Below are 15,773 nucleotides of genomic sequence, written 5' to 3' on the forward strand. Positions count from 1 at the left end.
TAATTGTTAAAATGAAAAATGATATAGAATACAATGATGTAGTTGAAACTTTAAATATGAAAAATACGCGACACAAATTTTCTCTCAAAAATAAAATGATGAGAGTAATTTGGTCAATTGTTTCAGTTTTTTTATTTCGTCCTTTTTCACTTAGGGTTTTTAAAAAATGGCGCGTATTAGTTCTCAAATGTTTTGGTGCAAAACTAAGTTGGACGAGTATGATCAATTCCAGTGTAAAAATTTGGGCACCTTGGAACCTACAAATGGGAGATTACTCTTGTTTAGGACCAAATGTAGATTGTTATAATCAAGGTGAAATTTGTATTGGTTCTAATGTAACAATATCTCAAAAAGTATATTTGTGTGCTTCAACCCATGACTATACATCGATAAGTAATACCTTAATTTTAAAAAAAATCATTATTGAAGATAGAGCTTGGATTGCTGCTGATGCTTTTATAGGGCCTGGAGTCAGTATAGGCAGTGGGGCAGTTGTAGGTGCACGATCTGCAGTTTTTAAAGATATTGCGCCATGGACAGTAGTGGGTGGAAATCCTGCAAAATTTATAAAACAAAGAATACTAATATAATTTACGTTATAGATATTTATGATTTCAATACTAATACTCACTAAAAACGAAGAACAAGATTTACCAGGTTGCTTAGCATCAATAGCGTGGAGTGATGACATACATGTATTCGATTCGTTTAGTGATGACAAAACTGTAGCAATCGCTAAAAATGCAGGTGCTACAGTTACACAACGTGTTTTTGATAATTGGTCGGCACATCAAAACTGGGGTTTATCTAATATAAAATTCAAATATCCGTGGGTACTTTATATTGATGCAGACGAAAGGGTTTCAGAATCTTTACTAAATTCGATAAAAGCTCTTAAACCGGATAAAGACTCAAATTTTGTTGCCTATGAGATTAGGAGAAGAGATTTTGCATGGAATGGAAAATGGCTAAAACATGCACAAATGTCCCCTTTCTATTTAAGACTGTTCCGCCCAGATAAAATGCGCTATGAAAGATTAGTAAATCCGGTTTCTATTCCGGATGGTCCGGTTGATAAAATTGATGGTTTTTTAGATCATTATCCTTTTTCTAAAGGATTTAAATTTTGGATACAGCGACACTTAAGTTATGCCGATATGGAAGCTTTAACAAGAGTAAAAGATTTGGATCAGGAGGTTACTTTTTCTTTCAGAAAAGCTTTATTTAGTAAAGATTTTACAGAGAAAAGATACCATCAAAAAGGATTGTTTTACAAATTACCGGGGCGTCCTATAATAAAATGGCTCTATATGGTAATTATACGAAGAGCATTTTTAGATGGAAGTGCAGGTTTAACATATGCGACTTTACAATCGATTTATGAGTATTTTATTGTTTTGAAAAGCAAAGAATTACTCAGTCAAAAAAAGAAATAAAATAATTCTTAGCTAATCGTAATTTATGAAGGTTTCAGTTATAACAGTTTGCTACAATAGAAAGGCAACCATTAAGCAATCTATAGACAGTGTTTTAGATCAGGATTATCCAAATATAGAGTATATAATCATAGATGGTAATTCGTCAGATGGTACTCAGTCTATTATTGAATCTTACTCAGATAAAATCGCTCATTATATTTCTGAATCCGATAAAGGAATGTATGACGCAATTAATAAAGGTTTAAAATTAGCTACGGGAGATATTATTGGATTAATGCATTCTGATGATACCTTTTATGATAGTAATGTTGTTTCTAAAATAGTCAATACATTTTTAATGTCTTCTAATGCTGATGCTGTTTATGGAGATGGTATTTATGTTACAAATGATGCTGAAGAAAAAATAATTCGAAATAGAATTGGCGGACAATATAATTTTGAAAAATTAAAATCGGGTTGGTTACCATTGCATCCAACGGTCTATATTAAGAAATCAATTATTGAAAAATACGGTTATTATAGTTTGGATTTTAAAATAGCTTCTGATACTGAATTTTTATTACGATACCTGTTCAAATACAAAATAAATATTATTTATATGAATGAATATGTGGTGAAGATGAAAATGGGAGGATTAAGTACTGACTATAAAAGAGTATTTCATGTTCTATCTGAAGATTATAAGATTTATAAATATCATAATCTTTCAGCTTTTAAAGCTGTTTTTCAGAAAAAATTTTTAGCATTAACACAGTATTTAAAATAATATAAAATATAAGATTCTCACAGATGAAAACTTTAAATAAATTATCTGGTCACAATTTTTCGCGTTATTTTAAGCTCTTATTTGTAGTTTGGGATTTAGTCTTATTGAATATATCTATACTGTTATCCGGAGTTGCTGGCTTTGGTAGTATTGATAAACTTTTTTAACACAGGTTCAAACAGTTTCATTACTGAGTAATTTAGTTTGGATTACTTTGCTTTTATATAATGATTCATTTAGGATTGTAAGGATAGAATCTATAGAATCTATATTGAAGAGAACAATTAAAAAAATCGCTATTCACTCTGCTTTTATCACAATCTTTGTTGTTTTTTTAAATTATACAGATGTTTCAAAATGGTGTTTAATTTATTTTTATTACTTTTTCTTTTCTTTAATTATAATATCACGCTATTTATCTATAAGACTTTTAATGTATATAAGAGCCCAAGGGTATAATTTTAAAAGTTATATTATTGTAGGAGCGAATGATACAGGCGAAAGAATGCGTAAGACATTATCAACGAATCTTACGTATGGATATCGTTTTCTAGGTTTTTTTGACGAGAAAGTCGATCCATTTGCTTTTATTTCGGGACCAGTTGTAGGTGATTTTAATGATGTTGAAGAATTTATTATTGCAAGAAATGTTGATGAAATGTATGTAGCATTGCATATTGATAATATTTCGGTAATAAATAATTTGATACGAATTTGTGAGCATAATATGGTTCGAATTAAATTCATTCCGGATTTTCAGCTCTATACGAAATCAAGTAAAGTCGAAATTTTATTTCACGATAATACACCTGTACTTACATTTCGACGTGAACCTTTAGAATTTACAGTAAACAGAATACTAAAAAAAGGATTTGATGTTTGTTTTTCTCTAGCAGTAATTTTATTGATATTTCCGTGGTTATTTCCTATTTTAGTACTGATTATTAAATTAGAATCACCAGGGCCAGTTTTTTTAAGCAGCAACGTTCAGGAAGAGATAATCAGGCTTTTGCATGTTTAAAATTTAGAAGCATGCGTGTTAATGATTTATCAGACTCTAAGCAAGCCGGTAAAGGGGATAGTCGTATCACTAAGTTCGGAGCTTTTATGCGTAAAACTTCTATTGATGAACTTCCTCAGTTTTTTAATGTTTTCCTTGGAAATATGTCTGTTGTAGGGCCAAGACCTCATATGATAAATCATACAAAACAATATACCGACTTGATTAATAATTATTTGGTTAGGCAGTATGCAAAACCTGGAATCACTGGTTGGGCTCAGGTAAATGGTTTTCGAGGTGAGACAAAAAGGTTCTTGATATGGAAAATAGAGTAGAATTTGATATTTGGTATATTGAAAACTGGAGTCTTTTATTAGATATCAGAATCATAATAAAAACAGTTGTCAATATATTTCAGGGAGAAGAAAATGCTTATTGAAAATTTAAGAACAAACAATACGTCACAATTATAATCAATATTTTTAATCTTAATATATGTTAAGTCAAATTACAATCCTAATGAAATATAAATCACCTGTTTTTATAAAAACAACATGTCTTTTATCCCTTATATTTTTGCTTTTTTCCTGTGCTTCACGAAAAGATATAGTTTATTATCAAAATATTGATACAATTAAAGCAGGTCAAAATACAAATTCTTATGAAGTGAAAATTCAGCCGGATGATTTATTAATGATAATTGTTTCAGCTGAAGATCCTGAAATTGCACTTCCTTTTAATTTGACAACTGTTGCTACGCAAAACAACGCAAATTTACTAGCTGCTACAAGTCAGAGTGTAATTCAGTCATACCTGGTAGATAAAAATGGAAATATTGAATTTCCTGTTTTGGGAAAATTACAAATAGGAGGATTAACCCGCACAGAAGCATTACAGCTTTTAAAAGATAAGATAGCGGTTTATATTAAAAACCCAATTATCAATATGCGAATAATGAATTTTAAGATTTCCATGCAAGGTGAAGTCAATATTCCCGGAACTTATACCGTTACATCAGAAAGAGTTACTTTGATTGAAGCTTTGAGTATGGCAAAAGACATGACTATATATGGCAAGAGAGATAATATTTTGGTAATTAGAGAAGTTAATGGTGTTAAATCGTATAATAGAGTAGATATTACAAAAGCTGATTTTATAAATTCTCCATTTTATTATTTAGCACAAAATGATGTAGTTTATATAGAACCAAATAGGACTAAAGTGAATGCTTCTGCTGTAGGACCTAATACGTCTGTAATAATATCAGCTGTTTCTATTTTAATATCACTTTCTGTTCTAATCTTTAAATAAAATTAAATAAAAAAATGCATACACAGGACTTTTACAATGAGATAGATAATAAAAGCGAAGAGGTAAATCTTAGGGAACAGTTAGATAAATATATAATTAATTGGCTATGGTTTTTATTAAGTGTGGTGATTTGTTTAATAGGTGCCTTTTTATACTTACGTTATTCGACACCAATTTATGAAGCTACTACCGCCATATTGGTTAAAGATGAAAAAAAGGAGGAATGCTTTCAGAACTATCAGCTTTTTCAGATTTAGGAATTGGAGTAGGATCTGTTAATAACGTTGATAATGAAATCGAAATATTAAGATCCAGAACTATTATTGAAAGTACTGTAAAAAGATTAAATCTAAATATTAATTTAGTAGCAGAAGGTAGTGTTGTGGATCGGGATATATATCAAGATTCTCCAATAAGAGTTAATTTTATTAGCAAAACACATTTATTTAATGATGCTAAATCAGTTTTAAATTATAATTCCTTAACAGCTAATACTTTTGAATTAACAAATGAATTAGATAGTGAAAACATAATTTTAGCAGCAAAAAAAGTATTTAATTATGGTGAACAAATCCCAACTAGTTTAGGGATTATGGTTATAGATAAAACCATTAATATTGTAGCTAAGACCTCTGTACACTATAAGTCCATAAAGATTTTCTTAAATTCGATTGAAAGTGTTGCCGAGAGCTATAAAAGCAGAATTGATGTTGAGCCTATTAGTAAAACAAGTAGCGTAGTAAATATTTCAATTACTGATCCTGTACAGAGAAGAGCAGAGGTTTTTCTGGACAATATGATTCAAATTTATAATCAGGATGCAGCTCAGGATAAGAATTTTATTTCTGAAAACACGTCACAATTTATAGCAGGCAGGTTAGCTTTAATCGCAAAAGAACTTGACGGAGTTGAGCAAGATGTCGAAAGCTTTAAACAAACAAACAAATTAACCGATATTGAATCTGAAGCGAAATTATTTATAGAAGGCTCAAGTGAATATGACAAAAAAGGAGTAGAAACAGAAATTCAATTAAACGTGGTTTCGTCTTTGTTAGATTTTATAAAAAAAGCACTAATTCTGATTTATTACCTACTAATTTAATAACAGCAGATGGCGACGACACTAGCGGATTGATTACCTCTTATAACCAAATGGTTTTAGATCGTAATCGTATTTTAAAATCGGCAACAACAGAAAACCCGTCGGTAATAAAATTAGATCAGCAGATTTCCTCTTTAAAATCAAACATGACTGCGAGTTTAAAACGTATGCAGTCTAATTTACAAATTCAAAATAGGAACATCCAGAATCAGGAAAATCTTTTAAACAATAAAATTGGTAAAATCCCAGTTCAGGAACGTCAATTCAGGGTAATTGCAAGACAACAAAAAGTAAAAGAAGAATTGTATTTGTATTTATTGCAAAAAAGAGAAGAAACTGCCATTTCCTTAGCTGCTACAGAACCAAATGCTCGTGTTATAGATATGGCTAAAGCAGGAAAATTTCCTGTAAGTCCTAAGAAAAAAATAATATATCTAGCTGGAATATTAATGGGATTACTAATTCCTTTTGGATTTATTTATGTAGATGATTTATTAGATACAAAAATTAAAAGTAAATTAGATTTAGAAGGGAAAACACAAATTCCATTTATTGGAGATATACCAACATCTAATGACATTGGTGAATTAATAAAATCTGAAAGCAGAACCAGTTCTGCGGAGGCTATCAGGATTGTGAGAACCAATTTGGAGTTCATGCTTAATAAAGTACCAGAAGGAACTGCTAAAACTTTATTTGTTACGTCTACTTTTTCATCAGAAGGTAAAACATTTATATCTGTTAATTTGGCTGCAACATTTGCTCTCTCAGGCAGAAGGGTTTTATTAGTTGGTATGGATATTAGGAATCCAAAATTTGCAGAATATATAGATGTTTCTTCTTTAGGTTTAACGAACTATTTATCATCTAGTGAAAGTAATATTGAGGATTATATTGTAAAACACCCAGGTTACGAGAATTTCTTTATTCTTCCTTCAGGTGTAGTTCCGCCAAATCCTGCTGAATTGTTGATGAGTAAAAAAGTAGATCAGCTTTTTGAAAAATTTAAAAAAGAATATGACTATATTATTGTTGATACAGCTCCTGTAAGTTTGGTTACAGATACTTTATTAGTGGCTAAAAATGCTGACACATTTGTATATGTAATGCGCGCAAATGTTTTAGAAAAACGTATGCTTTCTATTGCAAATACTTTTTATAAAGAGGGCAAATTACCAAATATGTGTATTCTTCTTAACGATACTGACTCTACAAAAGGCTATGGTTATGGCTATGGCTATGGTACTACAGAAGAAAAAAATCTTGGCACAAAAAACTTTTTTCTTAGTAGAAAAAAACAATTATATAAAAAAACGGTTCAATAAGTTGAACCGTTTTTTTGTTTTACAACTGTTTTAAATTTTAAATATTGATGTTTTAAAATTTAAAGAACTGATTGTTAGATATTATTTCTTTTAAATTAGCTATGTTGTTTACTTTTATTCTTTTATTGAATGAAGCTATATGTTTACTATGATGAACATCTGTGCCCGTAAAATCGTACATTCCTTTTTTTAGAAGATGATCTGCAACTTTGGTAATTGTTTCACCATAATAACCTACTAAAGCAAGTAAATTTAATTGAAATAAACATCCTGCCTTTTTTAGCTTTTCATACTCATTCAGGTTTTTATGATAAAACAAATACCTTTCCGGATGGGCTAATACGGGAATATATCCTGCTACCTGCAAGTCAAAAAGAATTTTATATAATTGTACCGGAGCATTCATATAGGACATTTCGACCAAAACATAATTATCTTTTAAAGTAAGAAGCTTTTCCGATTTAAAATGACTTTCAAACCAATCGTCCATAAAATATTCTGCGGCAGCATGAAATGGAATTTTAACATCCAGATCATTTAATAAAAGTTTGGTTTCTGAATGATTCGCAATAATAGCCTCAGGAGAATTATTCCAGATATAGTGGCTAATATGCGGAGTAGTTATAAATTGATAAATACCAATTTCCTGTAGCGATTTAACAAGATTTTTGGTTTCAATTATAGTTCGTGCGCCATCATCAATCCCTGGTAATAAATGAGAATGGATATCAACATAATCTTCAGACAGAAGATCTTTTAAATATGGTTTAGACTTGAAAAATGATAACATATTACAAATGTAAAATAAATAGTGATATTTTCTTACTCTTCTAGGAATTTTATTTATTAAGATTGTGGTAGATATAAGTTGTTACAATATAATTTTTGCTCTTTGCTAATTATGTTATATTTTGCATTGATAAAAAATAAGTATTTTATGAAAATTAAAGAAAATTTATATAACAAAAGAATAATTTCTATAGATGCTTTAAGAGGAATTACGATTTTTGTGATGATTTTTGTAAATGAATTGGCAAGCGTGAGGAATGTTCCTCAATGGATGAAACACATGCCTGCAGATGCCGATGCTATGACTTTCGTAGATCTCGTATTTCCTGCATTTTTATTTATTGTTGGCATGTCAGTTCCGTTTGCATTTAATGCGAGACTGTTAAAAGAAGATAGTACACGAACAATCTGGACACATACTTTTAAAAGAGCATTGGCCTTAATTATAATTGGTGTTTTTATGGTGAATGCGGAATATGGTTATGATGCCACAAAAATGTTAATTACGCCAGCTTTTTGGGGACTTTTAGCATACTCAATGCCAATTCCTATTTGGAATAAATACCCAAAAGATTTTCCTCTTTGGCTAAAAAACACACTGCAATATGGCGGAATATTAGTTTTGATAATACTTTACTTTTTATATATTCAGGATACAGGTGAAATAGGTATGACACCAAAATGGTGGGGAATTCTGGGTCTAATCGGTTGGGCATATCTTTTTACTGTAGTATATTATTGGCTTGTTAACGGGAAATTATGGGCAATGATTTTCTTTTTAGTAGTTTGTGTTGCCGCAAACTCGATCAATTTAATAGAGGGAAGTATATTACAACAGTATTCATGGCTTAATTTTATTGCAGGACATTTAACCCATGCTTCGTTAGTTACTGCTGGCGTAATTATTTCTTTATTGTTTTTTGATCGAAAAATTCCACTTAAAATCAATTGGCCGGTTATCTTTTTTGCAATTTTATTTTTTGTAACAGGGTATCTTTTAAGGCCTTATTTCGGAATATCAAAAATAAAAGGAACACCTTCGTGGACGATGTTCTCTGCAGCTATTTGTACCGTTTTGTTTTACTTTTTGTATTGGTTAATGGAAATTAAAAAACAAACAAAATGGAGTGACTTTTTTATGCCGGCAGCTGCAAATCCTTTATTGATTTATATTTTGCCGGGTATTATTTATTATTTCAATCTTGCTTTTAAAATTGAAATTATTCCGGAGTATTTTCGTGAAGGGCTTCCAGGAATAATTTGGTCATTACTATTTTCAACAATTATGTTATTGGTAATGAAGATTTGTAATAAGTATAAAATTCAATTGCACTTATAGCGTTTTTTTATTTTTCAACAATAACAGATTTTATTTCTAAAAATGCTCCTGAAACAGGACTGTAATTCACAAAATTGAACTTACAAAGATTATGAATGTTTAAAAGTTTTCCATCAGGCAATCCGTCCTGTTTAAATTCTGACCATGGAATTTTAGTTGTTGTAAATTTGCTTGGCGAAGGTGCTAAATCAACTCTTGGATGAGAACCACCGTGTATACAGCCAGTTCCTTCCGGATTTCCTTCACGAGCCTGAATTTTTATTAAATGAGATGATTTATAAGTAATGATCACAAATTTTGAATGGTCAGATAAATTTGTTGAAACGCCATCATTTGAATCAGATGCCGTAATCATGACATTTAATTCTATTTCTCCAACAGGATTGTTTTTAGCGGTAACCTTAACGATTCCTTTTTTTGACGAATCCTATTAATTGTTTTCTGATTTTCTATAGCAGGTCCGGCAATATACCAGGTTGAGGTTTTGATTAAATCTTTATCAGAATCGGTTTGTTTTTTTAAGAAAACAAAACCTGAGCTAAAAAAAGCAATTGTAATGACCAGAACCACTATTTTGTTTTTCATGTTAAAATCCTTTTATCCAAAATCAAAAATATACTTTTTATAAACGATTTTCGTTTCCCTTTTTTTATTATTTGTAAAATCAGCTTTCTATTCTGAATTAAATTTTAAATTTGTAAGAAGTTGTCTCTTAAAATCTTACAGAATGAAAAGTCTGAAATTTATATTTACCTTATTTTTCTTTTTAATGATGTCATTTTGTTATTCACAAAACGATACCATTGAAAATAATAAAAAAGATATTTTAGATGTTCTCTATAAGCTTTTTAATAAAAATGATTCCATAGCCAGGAATTCTGATAAAAAAGTAGCATTTTCACTGCTTCCCGTTCCAATAGATTCAGATAAAAATGCTGGTTTAGTAGTGTCTTTTTTAACAACATTTTATCTTGGAGACAGAGAAACTACAAAAATGTCTCAGGTTACTTTTTCTCCCTATTTCAGTTTTACCAAACAATATGTATTTCCAATTCAGTCTTATATTTATACCAAAAATAATAACTGGAATTTTATCGGAGATTATCGTTATATGATTTATCCCCAGCCAACATATGGTTTAGGAGGACATAATACAGATGAAAAAATGTCGACCTTAGATTATCAGCAATGGCGTTTTTATCAATTTGCAACCCGAAAAATAATTGGAAATTTTAGGCTTGGTTTAGGTTTCCTTTTAGATAATTACCAAAATATTTCTGAAGAATCATATATTGACGAAGAAACAGATTATTTTAAATATATGGATGGAAATTTTGATGATGAAAATTCTTTTGGAGTTGCGATTCAGGGATTGTATGATTCTAGAGAAAACAATGTAAATCCTGAACAAGGTTTGTATGTAGAAGCAGATTACAGAATAAATACAAGCGGAGTAAATGATGAAAAATGGAAATCTATTTATTTTGATGCCCGAAAATATTATTCATTCCATAAAACCAAACACAGAGTTTTAGCTTCCAGAGTTTTTTATTGGTCGACTTTTGGCGGGAAACCACATTATCTCGATTTGCCAAGTATTGGTTGGGATCGTGACGGTAAAACTGGAAGAGGTTTTACCAGAAACAGATTTCGAAGTAATGCACTTATTTATTTCGAAACAGAATATAGAACCGACATTACTAAAAACGGTTTTCTTGGAGCAGTATTTTTTACTAATATTTCCTCTGTTTCAAAACTAGATACTTATAATTTCAGCAAATGGAATCCTGCCATTGGAACCGGAATTCGTATTAAATGGAACAAGCAAAACAACAGTAATTTGGTTCTGGATTTTGGAGTTAGTAAAAACGATTGGTCTTTGCGATTGGGTTTAGCGGAAAATTTCTAACTTTCCAAAAAATCAACTGATCAAAAATTCATGCAATTATCTGTTATTATACTTAATTATAATGTGCGTTACTTTCTGGAACAATGCGTTTTAAGTGTTCAGGAAGCGATTTCTAATCTTGATGCAGAAATTATTGTAATAGATAATAATTCTGATGACGATAGTTGTTTGATGATGCAAGAGCGATTTCCTGACGTAAAACTGATTGAAAACAAAGAAAATTTTGGTTTTCCCAAAGGAAATAATATTGCGGTTGACGAGGCAAAAGGAAAATATGTATGCATTTTAAATCCTGATACGGTTGTTGCAGAAGATACTTTTACAAAGATTTTGGCTTTCGCCGAAAGGCAAACTAACCTCGGAATTATTGGCTGTAAATTAATTGATGGAACAGGAAATTTTCTGCCGGAAAGTAAACGCGGGATTCCAACACCCTGGGTAGCTTTTACCAAGTTTTTTGGACTCTATAAAATTTTTCCAAAATCAAAACTTTTCAATCAATACTATGCTCAGCATTTGGATGAGAATGAAACCGGAGAAGTTGAGATTTTAGTTGGTGCATTTATGTTGATGGAAAGAGATTTATATCTTAATTTAAAAGGTTTTGACGAGGATTGTTTTATGTATGCCGATGATATTGATTTGTCGTATCGTGCTTTGAAAATGAAAAAAACAAATTTCTATTTTCATGACACTGCAGTTTTACATTATAAAGGAGAGAGTACTGTAAAAGATGAAAAATATATGAAGCGTTTTCAGGAAGCAATGACTTTTTTTTATCAGAAACATTTTAAAAAGTCCTTATTTTTTTCTATTTTCATTAAAGTTGGAATCGTGTTTTTTTCTTTCATTAAAATGTTTCGTGGAAAACCGAAAGTAAAACCATTGCCAGATATCTATTTTTTATATTCTTTAAATACAGAATTGTCTGAAAAGTTGACTTTTATTCTGAAAAATAAAGTTGCTATTTTCGATTTCAAAAAAGAAAAAATGGTAAATTCGTCGCAGATTTCGAGAGGTAAAAGAGTTGAGGTTATTTTGGATAATCACTATGTTTCGTTCAAAAAATGTATCAAAATCATAGAAACTCTTAAAGATAAGAGTATTACTTTTAAGATTTTGCCCAAAAGAGCAAATTTTGTTATTGGAAGTAATTCAAGAAATGATAGAGGTCAAATTATAAAAATTGAGTAAAAAATTATATTAAATATAATTTATATTTAAAATATTCAGTAATTTCGCAATCTGAAAATCAAAATCACCCTTGAGGTTAACAATATGGCAAGATTTGAATTAAAACTTCCCAAAATGGGAGAAAGTGTAGCTGAAGCAACTATTACAAACTGGTTGAAAGAAGTTGGAGACAAAATTGAAACTGATGAAGCAGTACTTGAAATCGCGACTGATAAAGTAGATAGCGAAGTACCAAGTGAGGTTTCGGGAATTTTAGTTGAACAATTATTTGGCAAAGATGATTTAGTTCAGGTTGGTCAAACCATTGCAATTATTGAAACAGAAGGAGATGTTCCGCAAGCAAAAGTTGAAGAACAGGTTGCGGTTCCGGCAGAAGTAACTGAAATCGAAAAAACAATTGAAACAGCTCAGGAGACTGTTGCTGCCCCTCAGGATTTTTCGGGATCAGATAAATTCTTTTCTCCATTAGTTAAAAATATTGCAAAAGAAGAAGGTATTTCTACTGCAGAATTAGACGGTATTAATGGTTCAGGAAAAGATGGCAGAGTTACCAAAGAAGATATTTTAAAATATGTAGAAGATCGTAAAGCTGGCGTTATAACTCTAAAAGCTGAGCCAATTGCAGTTGAAAAAACTGAGACTGCTACTCAGGCTCAAACTGATACTGTGACTGATACTACAACTCCGGTTGCGCCAAAAGTTGCTGAAACAGCAATTCAAAAAAGCCAGCAGGCGGTTCCGGTTTCTGTAAACGGAGGTGATGAAATCATCGAAATGGACAGAATGCGTAAACTGATTTCAGGTTACATGATAGCATCGGTACAAACTTCTGCACACGTACAATCGTTTATTGAAGTTGATGTTACCAACATTGTAAAATGGAGAGACAAAGTTAAAACTGCTTTTGAAAAGAGAGAAGGCGAGAAGCTAACTTTTACGCCAATTATGATGGAAGCCGTTGCAAAAGCGCTAAAAGATTTTCCGGGAATGAATATTTCTGTTAATGGTGATTATATTATCAAAAAGAAAAATATAAATCTAGGAATGGCTGCAGCTTTACCAAACGGAAATTTAATTGTGCCGGTTATTAAAAATGCCGATCAGTTGAATCTTGTTGGAATGGCAAAAGCAGTTAACGATTTAGGGAACCGTGCAAAAGCAGGAAAACTAAAACCAGACGATACACAAGGCGGAACTTATACTGTAACAAACGTGGGAACTTTTGGTAGTGTTTTTGGTACGCCAATTATCAATCAGCCGCAAGTAGGAATTTTAGCTTTGGGCGCAATTCGTAAAGTGCCAGCTGTTATAGAAACGCCTGAAGGTGATTTTATTGGAATTCGCCAAAAAATGTTCTTATCGCATTCTTACGATCATAGAGTTGTAGATGGTGCCTTAGGAGGTAGTTTTGTAAAACGTGTTGCTGAATATTTAGAAGCTTTTGATGTAGACAGAGACTTTTAAAAATCATAATTTTATAAATAATTAGCCCTTTTAACATTTTTAATGTTGAAAGGGTTTTCTTTTATTATTATTTATTTAATCAATAACAAGAATGCTTAACTTTATAAAAAAGACAAGGAAAATTCGTCTTTAAAATTTATATTTGTAAACTTATAAAATTTAAATATGGAACTTAAACTCAACAAACCAATTTGCTTTTTTGACCTCGAAACTACAGGTATTGACATTGGGAAAGATCGAATAGTAGAAATTTCAATATTTAAAGTTTTTCCTAACGGAAACAAGGAAAGTAAAACATGGTTAGTGAATCCAACCATTCCAATTCCGCCGCAAACTACAGCTGTCCACGGTATTACTGATGAAAAAATAGCGAATGAGCCTACTTTTGCCGAATTAGCTCCACAGGTTCATAATATGATAAAAGACAGTGATTTGGGTGGATTTAACTCCGATCGTTTTGATATTCCGTTATTGGCAGAAGAATTACTTCGTGCGGGAGTTGATTTTGATATGAAAAACAAAGTTTCAGTAGATGTACAAACTATTTTTCATAAAATGGAAGAGCGTACCTTAAGTGCGGCCTTGAAATTTTATTGTGGAAAAAGTCTTGAAAATGCGCATTCAGCAGAAGCGGATACAATGGCAACCTATGAAATTTTAAAAGCACAATTAGATCGCTATCCGGAATTGGAAAACGATATGAAAGTATTGTCTGAATTTACAACTCGTAAAAAAATTGCCGATTTTGCAGGAATGATTGCTTTTGATCAGGATGGAGAAGAAATTTTTACCTTTGGAAAACACAAAGGAGCAAAAGTAGATAAGGTTTTAGAAACAGAACCAGGTTATTTCAGTTGGATTCAAAATGCTGATTTTCCATTATATACCAAAAAAGTTCTGACTGCAATTAAATTAAGAAGATTAAATACGAAGTAAGATTCTAAGTTGCTAAGGTTCTAAGATGCTGAGTTTTTTTTGCATATTTTCTTAGAATCTTAGCAACTTAGAACCTTAGTAACTTATAAAGAAATGAAAATAATCTGTATCGGTAGAAATTATGCCAATCATATAGCGGAATTAAAAAACGAAAGACCGGCAGAACCAGTGATCTTTATGAAGCCTGATTCAGCAGTTTTGTTAAAGCAACATCCTTTCGTAATTCCTGAATTTTCTGAAGAAATTCATCACGAAATTGAGATAATTGTAAAAATTAACAAAGTAGGAAAATATATTGAGCCTAAGTTTGCACACAAATATTATGATGAAATTAGTGTAGGTATTGATTTTACTGCCAGAGATTTACAAGCTAAGTTAAAAGAAAAAGGATTACCTTGGGAAAAAGCAAAAGCCTTTGATGGTTCCGCAGTTATTGGAGATTTTTTACCTAAAACTGATTTTATTTCGATGGAAAATCTTAGTTTTGAACTGACAAATAATGCAAAAACAGTTCAAAAAGGTAATACAAGTCATATGCTTTGGAAAATTGATGAGCTTATTTCATATGTGTCACAATTCTTTACATTAAAAATAGGCGATATCATTTTTACAGGAACGCCGGAAGGTGTTGCGGCAGTTAAACCAAACGATGTTTTAGAAGGCTTTTTAGAAGATAAAAAATTATTTAGAATACAAGTAAAATAATGGCTTTAAAATATAACCTTTCGAAAGTGTATGCGCTTTCAGATAATGATCCTGAATTTGTAAACGAAATTCTTAAATTATTTGTTACCGAAGTTCCTGAAGATCTAAAACAAATCAAAGAAGGAATTAAAAAGAAGGATCATAAATATGCTTATGCTTATGCGCATAAAATTAAACCAACATTAGATTTGTTGGGTTTAAATGTTGCTTTTGAAGAAATTCTTCAGGTTGAAGCCTGGACAAAAGCTGAAGGCAAGAAAAAAGAAATTGTTGAAACTTTTAAAAGTATAAAAATACAAGTAAAAGATGCCATCAAAGAAATCAAAAAAGACTTTGATGTTTAATTTGGGCGTGTTCCTATTTTTGCCCTTTTTTAATTTAGGTAAAAAATAGGGACGTCCCGAAATTTCAGGGACACTATATCTTTTGTTCCGAAAAATTTTCGTTTAACGTGTTGTCTCTTGTGCTACAAAAGGATGCCGTTTCTACCCCTC

The 15,773-nt window shown here is 30.9% G+C and carries 20 protein-coding genes; 17 read left to right on the forward strand and 3 right to left on the reverse strand.

The window, feature by feature from the left end:
• Nucleotides 1-11 precede the first annotated feature (11 nt).
• The 10 genes from ACZZZT_RS08755 to ACZZZT_RS08800 all read left to right on the forward strand — a co-directional run bounded on the left by ACZZZT_RS08755 (nucleotide 12) and on the right by ACZZZT_RS08800 (nucleotide 6,943).
• Nucleotides 12-590, forward strand: coding sequence for an LbetaH domain-containing protein (locus ACZZZT_RS08755; protein ID WP_463460075.1), 579 nt, complete (start codon nucleotides 12-14; stop codon nucleotides 588-590).
• Between the two features lie 18 nt (nucleotides 591-608).
• Entirely contained in the window at nucleotides 609-1,436 is an 828-nt protein-coding gene (locus ACZZZT_RS08760) for a glycosyltransferase family 2 protein (RefSeq protein ID WP_463460076.1), read from the forward strand.
• Between the two features lie 25 nt (nucleotides 1,437-1,461).
• Nucleotides 1,462-2,205 carry a glycosyltransferase family 2 protein gene (locus ACZZZT_RS08765; protein ID WP_463460077.1) on the forward strand — a complete coding sequence of 248 codons (744 nt, stop codon included), beginning with the start codon at nucleotides 1,462-1,464 and terminating at the stop codon, nucleotides 2,203-2,205.
• Nucleotides 2,206-2,476: 271 nt separating this feature from the next.
• On the forward strand, nucleotides 2,477-3,226 hold the full coding sequence (locus ACZZZT_RS08770) for a nucleoside-diphosphate sugar epimerase/dehydratase (protein ID WP_463460078.1): 750 nt from the start codon (nucleotides 2,477-2,479) through the stop codon (nucleotides 3,224-3,226).
• Nucleotides 3,160-3,540: a sugar transferase gene (locus ACZZZT_RS08775; protein ID WP_463462401.1), complete on the forward strand. Its 381-nt coding sequence runs from the start codon at nucleotides 3,160-3,162 to the stop codon at nucleotides 3,538-3,540. Before ACZZZT_RS08770 ends, ACZZZT_RS08775 begins: the two co-directional genes overlap by 67 nt.
• Nucleotides 3,525-3,644 carry a sugar transferase gene (locus ACZZZT_RS08780; RefSeq protein WP_463460079.1) on the forward strand — a complete coding sequence of 40 codons (120 nt, stop codon included), beginning with the start codon at nucleotides 3,525-3,527 and terminating at the stop codon, nucleotides 3,642-3,644. Before ACZZZT_RS08775 ends, ACZZZT_RS08780 begins: the two co-directional genes overlap by 16 nt.
• 80 nt (nucleotides 3,645-3,724) lie before the next feature.
• On the forward strand, nucleotides 3,725-4,516 hold the full coding sequence (locus ACZZZT_RS08785) for a polysaccharide biosynthesis/export family protein (RefSeq protein WP_463460080.1): 792 nt from the start codon (nucleotides 3,725-3,727) through the stop codon (nucleotides 4,514-4,516).
• 14 nt (nucleotides 4,517-4,530) lie between these two features.
• Nucleotides 4,531-4,773, forward strand: coding sequence for a Wzz/FepE/Etk N-terminal domain-containing protein (locus ACZZZT_RS08790; protein WP_463460081.1), 243 nt, complete (start codon nucleotides 4,531-4,533; stop codon nucleotides 4,771-4,773).
• Complete coding sequence (locus ACZZZT_RS08795) at nucleotides 4,740-5,618, forward strand: hypothetical protein (RefSeq protein ID WP_463460082.1); 879 nt, start codon at nucleotides 4,740-4,742, stop codon at nucleotides 5,616-5,618. The genes ACZZZT_RS08790 and ACZZZT_RS08795 overlap by 34 nt, the downstream gene beginning before the upstream one ends.
• A 50-nt stretch (nucleotides 5,619-5,668) precedes the next feature.
• Entirely contained in the window at nucleotides 5,669-6,943 is a 1,275-nt protein-coding gene (locus ACZZZT_RS08800) for a tyrosine-protein kinase family protein (protein WP_463460083.1), read from the forward strand.
• Between the two features lie 52 nt (nucleotides 6,944-6,995).
• Here the strand turns inward: ACZZZT_RS08800 and ACZZZT_RS08805 are convergent, their stop codons facing one another.
• On the reverse strand, nucleotides 6,996-7,733 hold the full coding sequence (locus ACZZZT_RS08805; RefSeq protein WP_463460084.1) for a tyrosine-protein phosphatase: 738 nt from the start codon (nucleotides 7,731-7,733) through the stop codon (nucleotides 6,996-6,998).
• A 147-nt stretch (nucleotides 7,734-7,880) separates the two neighbouring features.
• Here ACZZZT_RS08805 and ACZZZT_RS08810 point away from each other — a divergent pair, with 147 nt between their 5' ends.
• Nucleotides 7,881-9,071: a DUF5009 domain-containing protein gene (locus tag ACZZZT_RS08810; protein WP_463460085.1), complete on the forward strand. Its 1,191-nt coding sequence runs from the start codon at nucleotides 7,881-7,883 to the stop codon at nucleotides 9,069-9,071.
• A gap of 7 nt (nucleotides 9,072-9,078) precedes the next feature.
• On the opposite strand, the gene ACZZZT_RS08815 is transcribed toward ACZZZT_RS08810, so the two are convergent.
• Both ACZZZT_RS08815 and ACZZZT_RS08820 read right to left on the reverse strand, forming a co-directional pair.
• A complete protein-coding gene (locus tag ACZZZT_RS08815) occupies nucleotides 9,079-9,426 on the reverse strand; it encodes a hypothetical protein (protein WP_463460086.1) in 348 nt (115 codons plus the stop codon).
• An 11-nt stretch (nucleotides 9,427-9,437) separates the two neighbouring features.
• The gene (locus tag ACZZZT_RS08820) at nucleotides 9,438-9,656 is read right to left on the reverse strand and encodes a hypothetical protein (protein ID WP_463460087.1); all 219 of its coding nucleotides are present in this window, start codon (nucleotides 9,654-9,656) and stop codon (nucleotides 9,438-9,440) included.
• 142 nt (nucleotides 9,657-9,798) lie between these two features.
• Here ACZZZT_RS08820 and ACZZZT_RS08825 point away from each other — a divergent pair, with 142 nt between their 5' ends.
• The 6 genes from ACZZZT_RS08825 (at nucleotide 9,799) to ACZZZT_RS08850 (ending at nucleotide 15,623) form a co-directional block, all read left to right on the forward strand.
• A complete protein-coding gene (locus ACZZZT_RS08825) occupies nucleotides 9,799-10,980 on the forward strand; it encodes a hypothetical protein (RefSeq protein ID WP_463460088.1) in 1,182 nt (393 codons plus the stop codon).
• Between the two features lie 30 nt (nucleotides 10,981-11,010).
• Nucleotides 11,011-12,174 (forward strand): glycosyltransferase family 2 protein, encoded by a 1,164-nt coding sequence (locus ACZZZT_RS08830; RefSeq protein ID WP_463460089.1) that lies wholly within the window; start codon nucleotides 11,011-11,013, stop codon nucleotides 12,172-12,174.
• 84 nt (nucleotides 12,175-12,258) lie between these two features.
• On the forward strand, nucleotides 12,259-13,638 hold the full coding sequence (locus tag ACZZZT_RS08835; RefSeq protein WP_463460090.1) for a dihydrolipoamide acetyltransferase family protein: 1,380 nt from the start codon (nucleotides 12,259-12,261) through the stop codon (nucleotides 13,636-13,638).
• A 165-nt stretch (nucleotides 13,639-13,803) separates the two neighbouring features.
• Nucleotides 13,804-14,574, forward strand: a complete 771-nt coding sequence (locus tag ACZZZT_RS08840) for a 3'-5' exonuclease (RefSeq protein ID WP_073395416.1) — start codon at nucleotides 13,804-13,806, stop codon at nucleotides 14,572-14,574.
• A 93-nt stretch (nucleotides 14,575-14,667) separates the two neighbouring features.
• Complete coding sequence (locus ACZZZT_RS08845; protein ID WP_463460091.1) at nucleotides 14,668-15,279, forward strand: fumarylacetoacetate hydrolase family protein; 612 nt, start codon at nucleotides 14,668-14,670, stop codon at nucleotides 15,277-15,279.
• Complete coding sequence (locus ACZZZT_RS08850) at nucleotides 15,279-15,623, forward strand: Hpt domain-containing protein (protein WP_463460092.1); 345 nt, start codon at nucleotides 15,279-15,281, stop codon at nucleotides 15,621-15,623. Before ACZZZT_RS08845 ends, ACZZZT_RS08850 begins: the two co-directional genes overlap by 1 nt.
• Nucleotides 15,624-15,773: the final 150 nt, after the last annotated feature.

It is taken from the genome of Flavobacterium sp. AC274, assembly GCF_979258275.1.